The following is a 14,731-nucleotide window of genomic DNA, read 5'->3' as shown; positions in this document are numbered from 1 at the left end:
AGGCTCAGGCTCAGGCTCAGGCTCAGGCTCAGGCTCAGGCTCAGGCTCAGGCTCAATAGCAGGATGTACAACTTCCTTTTCTTTTGCATACCCTTTTTGAATTAACTCACGGCCATGTTGTTCTAAGGTTTCAATCTCTTTCCCCTCAGTAACAACGACACCACCAAAATAAATGGCTCGTAATATAATTAGCTTCATGTTGCCCCCAAAGAAAAAGCGGTCATGAAGACCGCTCTATCGATTATTCCCCTGATGTAGGCACGGTGAAATCACCGTAAACAAAGGCTTCCGGACGTTTTACTGCTAACGCCAAACGCTCCTCGCAACGAATTGAGATCATGTTTTTCTCAAAATCGTCAGTGTTTTCCGTAGAAATCACCACATTGGTTTCTTCACGATCGAATAACTGTGCACCCGCGTTAAATGCTCCTGTTAAGAATTTGCCTTTAAAGGCCGTTGATTCAGTAGCAACAACAGGTAGACCCCATAAAGTTGGGCCAATTAATGCAGATGGGTTGGCAAGAATGTAACGCCCTAATGAGTCTTTGGTTAATTCAATTTTCGCCCAATCGATAAAATGCAAAACATGCCCTGTTGCAGGCAGTCGAGCTAATTGCGCTTGTAGCATCGCAAGGCGTAAATCATCAATGCCACTTTGCTTTTCGACGCTAAATTCAGGTTTATATTTAGAGGCTTGAGGAATGATGCCATGTAAGTGAGCACCAGAGCCGTCACCAAACAAGATTTCTTGCTCTTCAACAAACTTCAAACCATAACGCATTTCAGCATCGACTAAAGACTGCAGTTGTGCAAAGTCATCTAGGATTTGTTTAGAGGCCTTGAACATATGAGCAATGGTGGTTACTGGTGTGATTTTGGTTGCAAATTCAATGTCACTGTAAGGCTTAGTGGTATTTTCTGGTACCACAGAAGCTTTATTCGTAAAGCCCGTTTGCTGAACCCAAAAAATAGCCGGTGACGTTGTTTTGCCCGGCGCAATCAGATCACGGATAAATAAACGCTGTTTTGGCGCAACATCAATACCGGGTAAACGTTGAGGCTCAACAACACCTTCAGCCACACTGGTTGAAGTTAATGCGGCTTGCACTGGAATAGAAATGCGTTTACTTGATTGAATACTAGAATTAATTTCTTTCAACACATCTGCGGAAATCACTTGTTGTCCAATTGTTTTGGCTGCCTGAACCGCATTATTCAACGGCATTTGTGCTACATGTTGCTCTAATTCACCTAATGAAGCTTTGAGTGTTTTTTCAGATTCACGCAATGCATTCAGTTCGGTTGCCATCTTATCTACTGCGGCTTTAGTTTCAGTGCTTAAACTACCGACTTTTTGCGCTTCTTTTAAGGCTTCTTCGGCTTTAGCATTAAATTTGCCATTGGCTTCTTCAATTTTTGCCAATAGATTTTTTAATAATTCATTTGTATCAGACATAATGTCTCCAATTAGTTAGCTGTGGCGAAGGCATTTACCGCCTTTTCCAATTCAGAAAGAGTTTCAGGATTAATTTCAGAGGTAGCGCTTGGCGTACCGTGAGGATTGGAAGTAGCGCTCGGCATACTTCGTGTTAAAGCACTAATAAGTTTTCTACGCTCAGAGCGAGAGGTGTTCGCCTTAGCAAGTAACGCATCTAATTTACGAATGGCGGCTTGTGGGCTTTCATCACCATCATCAACGATATCTGCAGTAAGCAAATTATCAGCAAACCCTTTTTCAATCGCTTCGCTCGCACCAATATAGGTCTCGTCGTCCATCATCTGACTCACGACTTCATTAGATTGCCCACTACGTGCCACATAGATATCTGCCATCGACGTATCAAAAGGGGCGAGATCATTAGCTAATTTTGCAAAGTCATGCCGATTACCCACACCGACAGCCCAACAGTTATGGATCATCAAAAAGGCACCGCGACCCATTTGAACTTCATCACCAGCCATTGCAATAATGGACGCAGCTGAAGCGGCAATGCCTAAAATATTGACGGTCACTTTTCCACTGTGAGAGCGAAGTAGGTTATAAATGGCTAATCCTTCAAACATATCGCCACCTGGACTATTGATATTGACAACCACATCATTATTTCCAATGGCGTGAAGTGCGGCAGAAATACGTTTTGCGGTAACCCCCTCTCCCCAATAATCTTCACCAATCACATCTAATATTGAGATGGTGTTATCTGTACTTGATGCACGAATACTGCTATTCCATTTATCCAGTGCTTTAGATTTCAGCTCATAGCTAATCGATGCGCAGGGGCGATCCTCCAGCGCAACTGGCAAATGACTTTTTTTCATAAATTTACTCCTCAGAGTGAGGTTGATTGGCTTGAGAATGCGGGGCTACGGGATTGCCGTCAGGAAATAACCAGTTGGTGATCTGCGCTTTAAGTTTTTCAGCTTCATTACTGGAGGCTTCTTGCCCGAGCTGATCAAGGGGGGTTAAATTAAGTTGAACGGTATAAATATCACCACCCTCAATCGGCGGTAAATTTTCTAGCCGTCTCACATCATTTCGACTCATCCAGCCATTTTGTAATGCCGTTGTGTAGTAAGCAGAGCGCCCTGCACTGTCAGCCCGTAATAAACCTTCAACAGAGAATTCAGCATAATAATCATCGTCGCCATTCAATAAACACCGGCTAATTTCTTGTTCTATATTGACTAAAAGAGGTCTTAGCGTATTAGTAAGAAACTGCATATTCATACCTTCGACGCTCGATGCCCAACTACTTTGTTTATCCATATGCCCCACCATAAAGGGTGGAACACGAAACCATCGACAAATCTCTTCAATACTGAATGTTCTACTTTCTAGCATTTGAGCCGCTTCAGGATTCATGGTGACATTGTTGTATTTCATCCCCCCTTCAAGCACCATCATTTTTCCCGCATTTTTTGAACCTACAAAGCTTAATAAATAGCTTCTGATTCGCTCTCTTTGTTCATCATTAAGCGGAAGTTCTGAAGATAAAAAACCTGAACTTTGTAATCCATTTTCAAATATTTTAGCCGCCGATTCTTCAACAGATAATGCGGCACCAATAACATCACGCCCTATTTTTACAGGGATCATTCCGCAAATACCATCCATGCCAAATCCACGAATATGCATGATTTTATTAATAGGTATTTTTCGGCTTTTTTGCCCTAATGGATCAGTATATTCATATTCGAGCATACCCGTTTGTTCACTGCGTTTAACTATCATGTTTTGTGGCAAGAGAGGCTCTAATGTGACCAACTTTGAACCAATATACTTCTTCTCAATAAAGCTATTACCGCGCAAACAAAGGCTAGCAACGACCATCAACATAAAGCGTGAAGGCGTCATTTCGAGATTGGGCTGTTTGCAGAGTAACCTATAAATAGGATGCTCTTTTGCTAGGCTTCTTGAACCATCACTTTCACTTTTATAAATTTTGATCGGTAATGTGGATATTGATTCACTGAGTAACCTGACACAAGCCCAAACTGTAGAAAGTTGCATTGCTTTATCTGCTGTTACGACTTTTCCGCTACTACTTGTGCCACTCCATTCTTGCCAAAATTCTCCACTGGTCAGTGAGATTGGAACGCCCAACCAATTAAGAAGCGCACTTTTAATACGTCCTGGTTTTTTGTTGTGTTGCATTAGATACCTACTATGATCGGGTTATTTATAAATCCTGAGATATCGGGCTTATCATCCCCGCCATTGACCAGTAATCGACTCATACCCGTAAATAGTGCAACAGGGCCGTCTATTTTGGCTTCAGGGGTTGATTTATTAGGGAAAATATTGTCATTTTTATCGGGTTTAACCGTGACGTTCGACATCATCCAGTTCATAACAGGGTGTTGGCCATGATGAAACTTACCCGCATAAACCAGTGCTTCAATCTCTTTCATGGATTCAGAAAAATTACGCACCGTTTGAGCGACTTCTACAAGGGGTAACCCTTCTTCTGCCAGTGCTAAACTAAACTGAGTGGCACTCCACGGATCAAAACCCAGCTCTTTTAAGTTTTCACCATCCACCCATGCGATGATTTCTTCTTTAATTTGAGCATGATCGACGACTTCGCCATCAGTTAATTCGAGATACCCCATATCTGCCCATTTTCGGTAAAGTTCAGCCATTTGGCGAGAACAGCGTTCTAACCTCTCCTCAGGTAACCAGAATTTAAAATCAGCATGAACATGCCCATTAGTAGGCTGTTGCCACACTTTTACCGCGGCACAAATATCAATCTTATTAGCGAGGTCAACGCCCACCCATAATGGATAGGTTTTTAATTCATGTTGAGGTGCGAGTTCTGGTGCATCATCCCACTTCATCATGTCCATCCATGACGATTCGGCTGTGACCCAAATATTCATGTGTTTTGTGAAGAAGTTAATTCGTGCGGAAACCTGCTCTTTGGCTTTCTTGGCTAAGCGGCGTAAATCATCCCAGCGCTTACAAATACCGAGACCCGGATTTGCCTTTTGCCACACTGTTTCATCAAAGGGATCATCGTCTTTATCTAGCGTATAGATAATGCCAAAGAAAGAATCATCATCCACTTGACCACGGAGAACCTTAATCGCGTAATCCCGTAACTCGTAACAAATCCCCTCTTTATTAAAACCCGCCGTAGTGATCCCAAAAAGAAGAGACTGCAGACGCGCACCGGTAGCGGTTTCTAATACGTCCCACACATCACGAGTTTTGTGCGCATGCAATTCATCAACAATACCGCAGTGAATGTTTAAACCATCAAGATTATTAGCATCACTGGAAAGCGGTTCAAACTTAGAGGCAGTTTCTTCTTGATAGATAGCGAGTTTATTAAATTCAAATAAACGACCCAATGTCGCTTTGGACTTTTTCAACATGTTCTTCGCATCTTCAAACACAATACGAGCCTGATCACGCGTTGTAGCTGCTGAGTAAACTTCGGCACCACCTTCACCATCAGCACCGGTCATATAAAGCCCAATACCTGATGACAATGTGGATTTTGCATTTTTCCTCGCCACCTCGTTATAAGCTGTTCGATATCGACGAACCATAACAGGACGTCCGCTACCATCGTTACGAAGGACTACTTCACCCGTACTTTCATCAATTAATGGACGAACAAACCCAAAGATATTGATGAGAATAAAAATATGCCAATCCATCAGGTCTATGGGTTTGCCCGCCAATGCACCTTTGACGTGAGGAACGAACTTATAGAAATTCAAAATATGCTGAGCACGAGGTTCACTAAACGTTATTCCTCGTTTCTCACCTTCCTTTAAATCATCGAGAAACCGCTGACAAGCAAGCCTAACCAATTCACCTGCAACAATTTTCCCTGTCACTACTTTCTCAGCATAACGAATGCCATCAATAACCTTTGCCATCTTTAATCTCTCGCTTTTAAAAATGCTGTAAATGGATCCTCTTCTGCTGGAGTCTTCATGGTGACTTTTGTTCGAGAAGCGGGAGTCATACCAAATTCACTTAACATGGCGCGAATACGTTTCCATGCATCGGCCTTCATTGCAGCAGATGGATGCGCCTTTATCATCAATCCACTTTCTGTATTGTTTTTGTAGGTATAGCCTTCTTTATCGAGAACATCACAATGATGTCGATATTCAGTGTAAGCTTCGACGAGTAACTCCAATGCCTTAGCATCCATCTGACTCATGACACCCATTGCATCAAGTTCTTCAGCAATACGCTTAAACCAATACTTACCTTGCTTAGTGAAATGCTTCGGAGTTGGGGGTACCCCTTTTGGCGGTTTTGGCTCTTTTTTATTAATCGGTCGTTTTGATGGGTTCCCCCTCACCAATTGCAGATGTGACGGGGTTTTAGGCGGTCCAGCCATAATAGAAATCTCCTATCAATAATTGCTTGGGGTTCCCCAAAAAAAGTTTTCTAACCTGCGGTGATGTGAAAAGAGGTAAGGGGGCGGTCCTAGGTGGCGAGAGTGGTAGGCATTTTACCCGCCCCTCCCCTATGAGGGGTTGTACTGTTATCCTTGACCAATATTACCTTTCATCTGCTGTTCTGCACCGATATAGCCCACAGCAAGCAATGCTTCACCTTCAGGGTATTCAGTCAGTAACTTTTTTATTTCAGTAATACAATGTTCAACCTTCACTTTGCTTTGTTTGGGGAGTTCAGCAACCAATCCTTTAAACATAAGTAAGGTCTGTTCATCTTGCGTCATTTTATTCTTTCCTTTGCTGTCTTAGCTCTATGACAGGACCAGCACAGGCTTTGCAGGTTACTATCATCATCGGTACCCCCATGTGCCTTAGCAATGATATGGTCAACTGTTTTGGCTTCGGTGGCTCGTCCTACTCTTAAGCATTCCTGACACAGATACTTATCACGCTTGAGTATACGTGCTCGTAACTTATCCCATTGGGTACCATAACCACGTTGATGACGAGACTTACCGCGCTGGTGGGTTTCCCATCCTAAGTTCTGATGTTCTTCACAGTAACCGTTACGTTCTGTTGTTGTCTTGGCGCATCCCTGTTTACGACATGCGCGAGGTATGCGAGGTGGCATGTTATCTCCTATAATTTAAAGGGCAGATATTTGCCATTTTAAAGAGGAGGATAATCCCCTTTGATTTTAAAGGCGGGATTTCCCGACTTTACTTCTGACTGCACCACGTTCTGTTATTTAGTTCATTCATAACTTGAGGCACATTTGGTGTTTAACTTTTATTTTTGTATTAACTCAATAATGCCAGCTACATAACACCTAACAGGTTCAGTAACATAGATTCAAATGATTAACATAAAACAAAATATTTAATAACATTAAAATAGTATTTCTCCTTTCTTTGATTATACTAAAAGAATATCTCTCCCCCCTATTACTTTGTGGTTCGTTAGTTTTGCCCATGTATGTGGGCTTTTTTTTACTTAAATTTAATTTACGGAGAAGTATTTTTTTATTCTTACACTTTGTTACTTTATTTAATATTTTTCTAATGTAGTATTTGTACTCACACTTTGATTGATTATTTTTCATGCCTTTTTGTGTTTGGCCCTTTAGGGCCTTTTTTTTAACCATACTCCGCTGATGAAGAGATCTGGTAACTACCTACTAAATAATTTCCTAAATAGCGCTCTATTAGTAATTGCCCTATTAATTCAGTCTCTGCCCAGTTTACCCCTGTATAGTCATCTTGTTTTATGTCAATTAATTAAAATTAGATAATTAACAACAGTAAACTGGTATATACACTTATTTAATCTATACTAAACAAACATCGCTATACTTTGATTGACATCTTGTTAGTTTGCCCATGCTTAATGCTGGGCTTTTTTTATTCTAAGTATTCCATATCTTTATTGTGATTAACTTCACACAAATAATAAATTCCATTACTTTTCCATTATCACATAAAACTAATTTAATATTTCTACTAAGATTAACAATAGCTAAGGTCAAAAACCTATTTTTCATTTATTACATTTACCTAATAGAGCTTACTCTAATGGATAAAATTTATATTTCATCGTCTAACATCATCTCTGTTGCTTACGATTACCACAGTAAAACATTAGCAATTAATTTCAAATGTGGGGAAAAACATCAGTATAATGAAGTGCCATTTTGCATATATCAAGGATTGATGGCATCAAACTCCAAAGAAGCATTTTATTATTCTATGATTGAACATAAATACCCTTATAGTTAAGTAATCTAATAATTATTATTACACTTAAATTTTATTTCAACATAAACAAAAACATATTATTTGATAACTAATGTAATAAGTTTACGGATTAATTAACAAAGAGAATTCCAGTTAAAATTAAAAGTAATATTTTTATTCTTGTACTATGAGTATATTTAGTTACGTATACTATACTAATTAAAGATTGATATTTTTCAACTTGGTTTATTTTAGCCCTCGTACCCTACGTAGGGCTTTTTTTAGTTCACACACTCCGTCCTAATATAATTCTGCAAATACAAAGTTTGCTGTTCGTTCTCGACTATCATTTCTCTGAGACGTAGATAATCTTGTTCAACTGCTTTGTTAAGTCGTGCGGTGTTTTCATTGCTTCCGCTTTCGGTGGAATTCTTGGTGACTGCTGGACACTCGGCTTTGACATACACCCGCTTAGAGCCATTGCGAATATCATCACGCAACCCATCAATTTCATTCTTTGCACTAGCTAACTCCTGAGTGTATTTAATATCGAGTTGATTTAGTCGCTCTATGCGCACTTGATAGTCAGCATTGATGGCCTTTTGTTCTTCGAGCGTATTAGTAAGTTCTTTGTTGTTTTTTGTCAGCGTGTTAATTTTTTCAGCTTGTGTATTAATTCTTTTCGCTTGTGCATTAATCAGCACGCAGCTACCAGCAACAATACCCACTATCACAATGACAATGTAAAGTTTCCAATGCTTCATAATTAGTACCGATGATGTGAGAGAGCTACCTGACAGCGCTTTTCTAAACTGGCTTTGTCGTTAACACATGAATTATCAATTGAGAGATAAATGCCACCAGCAACAGTGATGAGTAATGCAAGGATAAAGCTGATAATGATGATTAAAGGTTTCCATGACATAGTGCTGACTCCGCATCTCTACGACTGACTAACCCTCTCCATACTTTGCCACCAGCGTAAACCCAGCGTTTCATTTCTTCACAAGCGCCATACTGATCACCTGCATTTAATTTCTTGAGCAACGTAGAACGTGCAAAAGCTGTGGTACCCACATTAAAAGCAAAGGAATATAGAGAGGCTTTGGTTTTATCATCCAGTGATACTTTAACCAGAGCATCAACTTGCTGTTGCGTTCTGATAAAGTCTTTCTGCAGTAATTCATCACATTCTTGCTGTGTGTATGTCTTACCTTGAATGATGTCGTTTCCAGTATGGCCATAACAAACCGTCAGAACACCAGCAACATCACGATAAGGCTCGTAACGCATGCCTTCAAAGTAACCAATCACTGTTAGCGCAATACTTACCGCACCAGCACTCGCAACTGCAGCTACCTTCTGTTTTAGGTTCATTAAATGTCCTTTTTAGCTTTAGTCAGCATCTCGCCAACTATCTTTTCTATGTCTTGCGGATCGCTAGAACAATTTCGATGAACTAATTCAGCAAATAACGCTGTTCGTTTCCGCTGTTCTCGCTGTGTCATAAAGTAAGTTGCTAATCCAAGGAGCATGCTGAATCCCATCCCTATTACAAATCCCCATTCATACAATGAGAGACTTGCAAAAAAGGCAGTTAAGCCAGCCGTTCCGTAGGTAGCATTGGTCAATTTTTCCATGCGCATATACACCCCCTACGGAGTGTCCGAGTTTAGTTAAAAGGATGCAGACACACAGCTCTTGTGTGAAGTGATTAGTGTGTGATTGATACTGTGGTCTGCAATGTGTAAATAGATGGTGGGCACAACTCCACCTAGTGTGCGATTATCGATATCTCTGCATGAGGCTTTCGATAATTAATGAAATACGGCTCGCCAATAAGCTTTATATTTAGAACGGGTAACGAAATAATGAAATGACCAAGCTAAGCCTAATTGCTCTTTAGTCTTACCAGATAGCTTTATACATAGATTAATAAATAAATTTTTCATATTTTCTCCAATAAAAAAGGCCACCGAAATGACCTTACTGGCAAACTTTTCTGCCTCTGGAAATAACCCGAACAGTATCACCTGTTACTGTCGTAATGTAAGCGCGATCTGTTCTATTAATATCAAATGATGGGATGGCGTCTTTCTTTGTGTGTTCAACCCGCGCCACGATATCTTTATTTTCTGATTCAGGATAAAACTCTAAGCGGTACATATCCCCTAAGCAGTGGACTTCTTCCACTTTACGTCCTTCACGTTCAGTAATTAATTTAAGTGCGTACATAATTTCATTCCTTATTTTAGATAATAAAAAAGACCGCCTAAGCGATCTTCTGAATAAACTGTTCGGAATAATCGAATATGTGAACTTGTAAGAATTACTTACAGGTTGAAATAGCGATATCGGAATTCCGACATCGGAACAATATCAATAACTTAAACTATGATACCCTCATCAATAAAGGTAACACCCTCGAATTCGGGGGAATTAAAGTTTGAGATACCCATTACCGAAAAATAGAGAATCATTAAACTTCTGACTTCTTTCTTCACGCTCTTCTTCTGACAATTTATCGCGCTCAGTGTAAGGGCTGGCTTTAGCTAAGTCAGCCCTAGTTGGATATTTAGAATCTGTCGAATTCGTCATACATATAAACTCCAGATAACAAAAAACCCCGCCCAGACGAGGTTTTGAGAAACTATCAATAATCTCACGATATATAGAGTCTTATGAGTAATAACGTTTTCAGTCTGTGAGATTAATCTTTCCAGACCTCTTGAGCAATCTCTTTTACTAATGCGATTTTATCCCATTGTTGCTCTTCAGTTAATGCATTCCCTTCTTCAGTTGATGCAAATCCACATTGAGTACTTAAACATAATCGATCTAATGGTATGAACTTACTAGCTTCATAGATTCGTTCTATTACTTTTTGTTTATCCTCTAACTCGCCAATTTTGGAAGAAATTAATCCCAGAACAACTTTTTTGTTACCTGAAACATAAGATAATGGAGAGAAATCACCAGCTCTATCTGTATCAAACTCTAAATAATATGCTGATACATTTTCTCTTCCAAAAAGGATCTCAGCAATCGGTCCGTAGCCACCACTAGCCGCCCATGTAGAACGATAATTACCTCGGCAAACATGTGTTGTTAACACTAAATCTGATGGTGCGTTTTTAATAGCTTCATTATTCAAATAAACAAGCGTTTCCGCTAATGAGTTTATATCATTGCTTATTACAGTATGATCTGAATGGCATGAGCAACTATTTACACTTTCGCTCTCAGCAATACCTGAATTGTGATATCGAGAATCAACCATCATGCCCCAAGTACAATCATCTAATTGCAAATTGCGACATCCTATAAGATATAACTCTTTTATAAACTCTTGATAAGAAATAACAATATCGTTAATCAACTCATCTTTTGAAGGATAAGTTGCATTAGTGCTATCTAAATTTTCTGGTCGATAAAGCTCTTTGAAAAATTGAGCGGGTGCAGGGATCGTTAAACGAGGAACAATATTATCCTCAGCAAATTTCAACAAAAATGAAAAATGTTCAATAAAAGGGTGGCTATTTCCAGAGATTTTCCCTGTTAATCGAGCCGTCTCTGGACGAGTTTCAATACCATCGAATGAATATCCTTTAGATAAAAAGGCTTTTTCAACGCCGTTTAATCCCCACATAAAGTCTAAATGCCACCAGCTACGACGAAACTCACCATCGGTAATAACATGTAATCCGGCTTTTTTCTGCTTTTCTACTAACTCAATGATCGCTTTATCTTCTATTTTTTTTAATTCATGGCTAGAAATAGTGCCATTAGCATAATCGCTACGCGCTTTATGTAGATATTCAGGTCGAAGGTAACTACCAACGACATCAGCTTTAAATGGAGGGATGTTAGTGCTCATTCAATATATCCTATATTTTCTTATTAAGAATTTTGCTACCAAACATAGCATTAATAAAAAAAATGGATATTGAAACTATTTCATATTTAATATGAAGCTATTTCATTTTAAAAATTAAAAGCGCAGACAAAGAGAATAACCAATAAAAACACAAAACCTCACTTTAAATGAGGTTCATAAGCTAGTTGACCTTGATGTCAGTCTTATCACAATATCATCATTTTTACGTACGTAAAGTTTTTATATGATTTTTTCTACATATCGATCCATTTCTAAGGAAACATCTAGCATCATTAACATACCTTCTATTATTCCTTCTGCCTTTTGTAATTTTTTACCTATATGCCCATCAGAACAATTGTGCTTGTTAGCAAGTTGCATAAATGTCATTCCGAATAAGTAATAATCAAGCAATAGATCATGCATATCACTATTCTTTTTATTCAATTGCGCCATACAACTAGAAATAATTATTGCATCGTCTTCACAGCATTGAGGACGAGCTTTAACCTTGCTTGGTATTAATCCACTAAATCCCGCAGCAATCGAATACCATTGAACCGACTCTGTATTATCTGCCGACCATGCACCCCATCTTTCTAATACCTGTTGTATATCACGCATTACGCCACTTCCTTATGTTGTCTTGAAAATACTAACTCTCTTACCTCACAAGCTTCTGTTAGCATGTCATTAAAATCACCATTATCAGGCCATCTCACACTGACCGTTTCTACATCATTATTAGAAAGTAGGTTTTTATGTGCGCACTCCATAGCTGCAGCATGACCTGCCGCATTCCAATCCATATCTGTAAAGATAACAAGGTGGATAACACCTTTTGGTGCTTTGAACTTTTTCATGAAGTTAGTATTGATGACCGACCAAGTATTTACACCATAGAGTTGCTTACAGGAAAGTGCCGTCTCGATACCTTCAGCTATGCCAAGTGTGGTATCGACAGGAAACATTCTTATCGCGACAGATTCTGCATACTCTAAATAGTTATCTTCCTGCACCGCGGTCATTTTCTTCACAACATCAAGAGGGGCTTTTTTGTCTCCTTGTAAATATGTTCTATGTAAATAACAAAGTTGCCCTTTAGCATCAGTAGCTAGTGACCAAATAGCTTGAAATTTGTCAAAACTATTACGAACAGGTTGATGATCACAATAACGGACATTATCTGCTGGTAATTCAAAAACTCCTCGATTCTGCAAATACTGCATGGCGGGTGTGTTTTTCAGTATGGGTAGTTTGGAATAACAGCCAGTGATGCGTTGGAATAAATTATTCTTATTTATTTTAGTTGGCAAAATAGCTTCTTTTTCTCGCTGATTACCAATCAATACATCAATTTCATCTGCTAATGTTTTAAAGTCTTTACCTTGTGTTCTTTCCAGTAATTGAAAGCCATTACCCGAACCACATGTACAGATGTAAGTTCCTCGCCCGTCTTTATCATCAATACGGAATTTTCCTTTTTGTCCGCAGATAGGGCATTTCCCTTTAAAGTGCTTACGCCCCGTTATAGGAGGTAATCCATAATGAGCAAATACTTTTTCCCATTGCCCTTTTACGGCATCAATTGTATTCACAGTAAACCTCCTTGCTGTGGCTGGTGGCTAATTTGAGTGCGTAAATTTTGAATATTGACTTGTGCCTTCTTGCGAGATTTAGCAAAGGCAATTTGTTTGTATTTAATAAAGTTGCTCACTTCGGGGGTGATTTCTTGTGGTGTGTTGTGAAAGCCTTGTGGCCATACGCCAAATTTATCTTTGAAAGTATTAGAAACCCAACCATCACTGATCGGCTTGCCCTGTGTTGCGCGTTGATTCTGGTAGTATTTCAATTGAGACCACCAGCTTTGCTTGTCTTCTCGGGTGTAAGTGCGTTCTTTCTTATTTAGTTTTTTGATGTTTCGACTAGTATCAACATCAATATCTTCACCAACTAAAGGTTTAAACCCACATTTAGGGCAAACATAAACACCTGCAGGCTTCATGTAGTGGCAAGAGGAACATTCTTTGGGTTTCTTCTCTCGTTTTTCTTGCTCTCGGATAGATGAAGATTCACTCATGCCGTCATTTTTGGTAGGCAGTTCGTCATATTCAATATCATCGGGATAACCTAAGCGGTGAACAGAACCGGAGTGATCGAAAATAAGGCAAGTTTCTTTTCCTGGTGCCGTGCGTAATCCTCGCCCAATAGCCTGACACCAACGAATTTCTGATTTAGTTGGGCGAGCGTAAATAATGCAACGAACATCGCTATCAAAGCCGGCAATCAATGTTCCAACACTTACAAGTACCTTCGTCGCACCTTGTTCAAACCGATGGATAATAATTTGACGCTCATCATGTGGCGTATCTGCGGTGATCACCTCTGCATTCACACCTGCGCGGTTAAATTCGACAGTGACAAAATTGGCATGACTGACCGTGACACAAAAGCAAATCGTCGGTAGGTTTCGACCATTCACAAGCCAGTTATCAACAATGTCCCCCACCAAATCAGCACCACTCATGATTTCAGCAATTTCAGCTTCTTTGTAATCACTACCGAACTCTGCGTTGCTGGACGATTTTACTTTTGATAAGTCTGGTTTAGTTGGTGCATAGAACTCGTATGAGCTTAAATCACCACGCTTGATCAACTCTTTCATGGTGGTGGGCTTGATTAGTGTTTCGTAGTAATGACCAAGGAATGGCGCAAAAGGCGTACCGGACAAACCAATTACCTTGAATTCACTTTCACTGATCACTTCTAATATTTTCTTACGGCGTAAATGTGCCTCATCGATAATGAGTAAATCGATGTTGTCTGGAAAATCTCTACGAATAACGGTATCTGCTGACGCTATCTGAATAAAACGGGTCGGATCGTAATTAGGATGATCGCGCCATACATAGCTAATCTCTTCGGCTGGCAAACCATACTCAATAAAACGACTAACCGTCTGATCAATTAAAATGGTGTAAGGAACAAGAAACATCACTCTCATTCCACGCTGAACATGCCCATCAGTAATAAACGCAGCTAATGCCGTTTTTCCACTTCCTGTTGGGCTATAAATCATGAATGTTCTATTTTGCTTCCATGCCTGACGTAACATCGTCAATCCGCGTTCCTGTGCAAAATTTGGTGTGATTGTTAACATCGGTTTCCTCATTTGATAATTAGCACTGCCAAA

The 14,731-nt window shown here is 39.6% G+C and carries 19 protein-coding genes; 1 reads left to right on the top strand and 18 read right to left on the bottom strand.

Annotated elements, in window-relative coordinates:
• The 8 genes from INT04_RS12645 to INT04_RS12610 all read right to left on the bottom strand — a co-directional run.
• A partial coding sequence (locus tag INT04_RS12645; RefSeq protein ID WP_193016471.1) for a hypothetical protein occupies nt 1–198 on the bottom strand: 198 nt, incomplete at its 3' end.
• Nucleotides 199–241: 43 nt separating this feature from the next.
• Nucleotides 242–1,456, bottom strand: a complete 1,215-nt coding sequence (locus tag INT04_RS12640) for a phage major capsid protein (RefSeq protein WP_193016466.1) — start codon at nt 1,454–1,456, stop codon at nt 242–244.
• An 11-nt stretch (nt 1,457–1,467) separates the two neighbouring features.
• A complete protein-coding gene (locus tag INT04_RS12635) occupies nt 1,468–2,319 on the bottom strand; it encodes a head maturation protease, ClpP-related (RefSeq protein ID WP_115349554.1) in 852 nt (283 codons plus the stop codon).
• A gap of 4 nt (nt 2,320–2,323) precedes the next feature.
• Entirely contained in the window at nt 2,324–3,655 is a 1,332-nt protein-coding gene (locus INT04_RS12630; protein ID WP_193016465.1) for a phage portal protein, read from the bottom strand.
• On the bottom strand, nt 3,655–5,394 hold the full coding sequence (locus tag INT04_RS12625; RefSeq protein WP_193016464.1) for a terminase large subunit: 1,740 nt from the start codon (nt 5,392–5,394) through the stop codon (nt 3,655–3,657). Before INT04_RS12625 ends, INT04_RS12630 begins: the two co-directional genes overlap by 1 nt.
• A 2-nt stretch (nt 5,395–5,396) precedes the next feature.
• Complete coding sequence (locus tag INT04_RS12620; protein WP_074924471.1) at nt 5,397–5,867, bottom strand: phage terminase small subunit P27 family; 471 nt, start codon at nt 5,865–5,867, stop codon at nt 5,397–5,399.
• Between the two features lie 147 nt (nt 5,868–6,014).
• Nucleotides 6,015–6,212, bottom strand: a complete 198-nt coding sequence (locus INT04_RS12615) for a hypothetical protein (RefSeq protein ID WP_193016463.1) — start codon at nt 6,210–6,212, stop codon at nt 6,015–6,017.
• Nucleotides 6,209–6,559 carry an HNH endonuclease gene (locus tag INT04_RS12610; RefSeq protein ID WP_193016462.1) on the bottom strand — a complete coding sequence of 117 codons (351 nt, stop codon included), beginning with the start codon at nt 6,557–6,559 and terminating at the stop codon, nt 6,209–6,211. The genes INT04_RS12615 and INT04_RS12610 overlap by 4 nt, the downstream gene beginning before the upstream one ends.
• Nucleotides 6,560–7,499: 940 nt before the next feature.
• Here INT04_RS12610 and INT04_RS19550 point away from each other — a divergent pair.
• Complete coding sequence (locus INT04_RS19550; protein WP_036904935.1) at nt 7,500–7,703, top strand: KTSC domain-containing protein; 204 nt, start codon at nt 7,500–7,502, stop codon at nt 7,701–7,703.
• A gap of 239 nt (nt 7,704–7,942) precedes the next feature.
• On the opposite strand, the gene INT04_RS12600 is transcribed toward INT04_RS19550, so the two are convergent.
• From INT04_RS12600 to INT04_RS12555, 10 genes are all read right to left on the bottom strand, one after another.
• Nucleotides 7,943–8,425 (bottom strand): lysis protein, encoded by a 483-nt coding sequence (locus INT04_RS12600; RefSeq protein ID WP_193016461.1) that lies wholly within the window; start codon nt 8,423–8,425, stop codon nt 7,943–7,945.
• A gap of 2 nt (nt 8,426–8,427) precedes the next feature.
• Complete coding sequence (locus tag INT04_RS12595; RefSeq protein ID WP_164530183.1) at nt 8,428–8,586, bottom strand: hypothetical protein; 159 nt, start codon at nt 8,584–8,586, stop codon at nt 8,428–8,430.
• Nucleotides 8,568–9,038, bottom strand: coding sequence for a lysozyme (locus tag INT04_RS12590; RefSeq protein ID WP_109850081.1), 471 nt, complete (start codon nt 9,036–9,038; stop codon nt 8,568–8,570). The genes INT04_RS12595 and INT04_RS12590 overlap by 19 nt, the downstream gene beginning before the upstream one ends.
• Entirely contained in the window at nt 9,038–9,307 is a 270-nt protein-coding gene (locus tag INT04_RS12585) for a bacteriophage protein (protein ID WP_036904926.1), read from the bottom strand. The genes INT04_RS12590 and INT04_RS12585 overlap by 1 nt, the downstream gene beginning before the upstream one ends.
• A 340-nt stretch (nt 9,308–9,647) precedes the next feature.
• The gene (locus INT04_RS12580) at nt 9,648–9,896 is read right to left on the bottom strand and encodes a hypothetical protein (protein WP_072065159.1); all 249 of its coding nucleotides are present in this window, start codon (nt 9,894–9,896) and stop codon (nt 9,648–9,650) included.
• A 204-nt stretch (nt 9,897–10,100) separates the two neighbouring features.
• Nucleotides 10,101–10,259 (bottom strand): hypothetical protein, encoded by a 159-nt coding sequence (locus tag INT04_RS12575; RefSeq protein WP_156733932.1) that lies wholly within the window; start codon nt 10,257–10,259, stop codon nt 10,101–10,103.
• Nucleotides 10,260–10,371: 112 nt separating this feature from the next.
• Nucleotides 10,372–11,538: a 5-methyltetrahydropteroyltriglutamate--homocysteine S-methyltransferase gene (locus INT04_RS12570; RefSeq protein WP_193016460.1), complete on the bottom strand. Its 1,167-nt coding sequence runs from the start codon at nt 11,536–11,538 to the stop codon at nt 10,372–10,374.
• Nucleotides 11,539–11,778: 240 nt separating this feature from the next.
• Nucleotides 11,779–12,162 carry an antiterminator Q family protein gene (locus INT04_RS12565; protein ID WP_075673909.1) on the bottom strand — a complete coding sequence of 128 codons (384 nt, stop codon included), beginning with the start codon at nt 12,160–12,162 and terminating at the stop codon, nt 11,779–11,781.
• Complete coding sequence (locus INT04_RS12560) at nt 12,162–13,136, bottom strand: toprim domain-containing protein (RefSeq protein ID WP_072065065.1); 975 nt, start codon at nt 13,134–13,136, stop codon at nt 12,162–12,164. Before INT04_RS12560 ends, INT04_RS12565 begins: the two co-directional genes overlap by 1 nt.
• Complete coding sequence (locus INT04_RS12555) at nt 13,133–14,698, bottom strand: DEAD/DEAH box helicase family protein (RefSeq protein WP_193016459.1); 1,566 nt, start codon at nt 14,696–14,698, stop codon at nt 13,133–13,135. The genes INT04_RS12560 and INT04_RS12555 overlap by 4 nt, the downstream gene beginning before the upstream one ends.
• Nucleotides 14,699–14,731: the final 33 nt, after the last annotated feature.

This window comes from Proteus sp. FME41 (assembly GCF_014897315.1).
Taxonomy (GTDB): Bacteria; Pseudomonadota; Gammaproteobacteria; order Enterobacterales; family Enterobacteriaceae; genus Proteus.
Note: the sequence above shows the minus strand (reverse complement) of the source record. Positions and strands in the feature narration are given on the sequence as shown.

Coding starts and splice junctions, on each gene's coding strand:
- INT04_RS12590 (WP_109850081.1), bottom strand. CDS start 9,038: ATGAACCTAAAACAGAAGGTAGCTGCAGTTGCGAGTGCTGGTGCGGTA.
- INT04_RS12620 (WP_074924471.1), bottom strand. CDS start 5,867: ATGGCTGGACCGCCTAAAACCCCGTCACATCTGCAATTGGTGAGGGGG.
- INT04_RS12630 (WP_193016465.1), bottom strand. CDS start 3,655: ATGCAACACAACAAAAAACCAGGACGTATTAAAAGTGCGCTTCTTAAT.
- INT04_RS12555 (WP_193016459.1), bottom strand. CDS start 14,698: ATGTTAACAATCACACCAAATTTTGCACAGGAACGCGGATTGACGATG.
- INT04_RS12595 (WP_164530183.1), bottom strand. CDS start 8,586: ATGTCATGGAAACCTTTAATCATCATTATCAGCTTTATCCTTGCATTA.
- INT04_RS12565 (WP_075673909.1), bottom strand. CDS start 12,162: ATGCGTGATATACAACAGGTATTAGAAAGATGGGGTGCATGGTCGGCA.
- INT04_RS12635 (WP_115349554.1), bottom strand. CDS start 2,319: ATGAAAAAAAGTCATTTGCCAGTTGCGCTGGAGGATCGCCCCTGCGCA.
- INT04_RS12575 (WP_156733932.1), bottom strand. CDS start 10,259: ATGACGAATTCGACAGATTCTAAATATCCAACTAGGGCTGACTTAGCT.
- INT04_RS19550 (WP_036904935.1), top strand. CDS start 7,500: ATGGATAAAATTTATATTTCATCGTCTAACATCATCTCTGTTGCTTAC.
- INT04_RS12640 (WP_193016466.1), bottom strand. CDS start 1,456: ATGTCTGATACAAATGAATTATTAAAAAATCTATTGGCAAAAATTGAA.
- INT04_RS12570 (WP_193016460.1), bottom strand. CDS start 11,538: ATGAGCACTAACATCCCTCCATTTAAAGCTGATGTCGTTGGTAGTTAC.
- INT04_RS12615 (WP_193016463.1), bottom strand. CDS start 6,212: ATGACGCAAGATGAACAGACCTTACTTATGTTTAAAGGATTGGTTGCT.
- INT04_RS12610 (WP_193016462.1), bottom strand. CDS start 6,559: ATGCCACCTCGCATACCTCGCGCATGTCGTAAACAGGGATGCGCCAAG.
- INT04_RS12600 (WP_193016461.1), bottom strand. CDS start 8,425: ATGAAGCATTGGAAACTTTACATTGTCATTGTGATAGTGGGTATTGTT.
- INT04_RS12625 (WP_193016464.1), bottom strand. CDS start 5,394: ATGGCAAAGGTTATTGATGGCATTCGTTATGCTGAGAAAGTAGTGACA.
- INT04_RS12585 (WP_036904926.1), bottom strand. CDS start 9,307: ATGCGCATGGAAAAATTGACCAATGCTACCTACGGAACGGCTGGCTTA.
- INT04_RS12580 (WP_072065159.1), bottom strand. CDS start 9,896: ATGTACGCACTTAAATTAATTACTGAACGTGAAGGACGTAAAGTGGAA.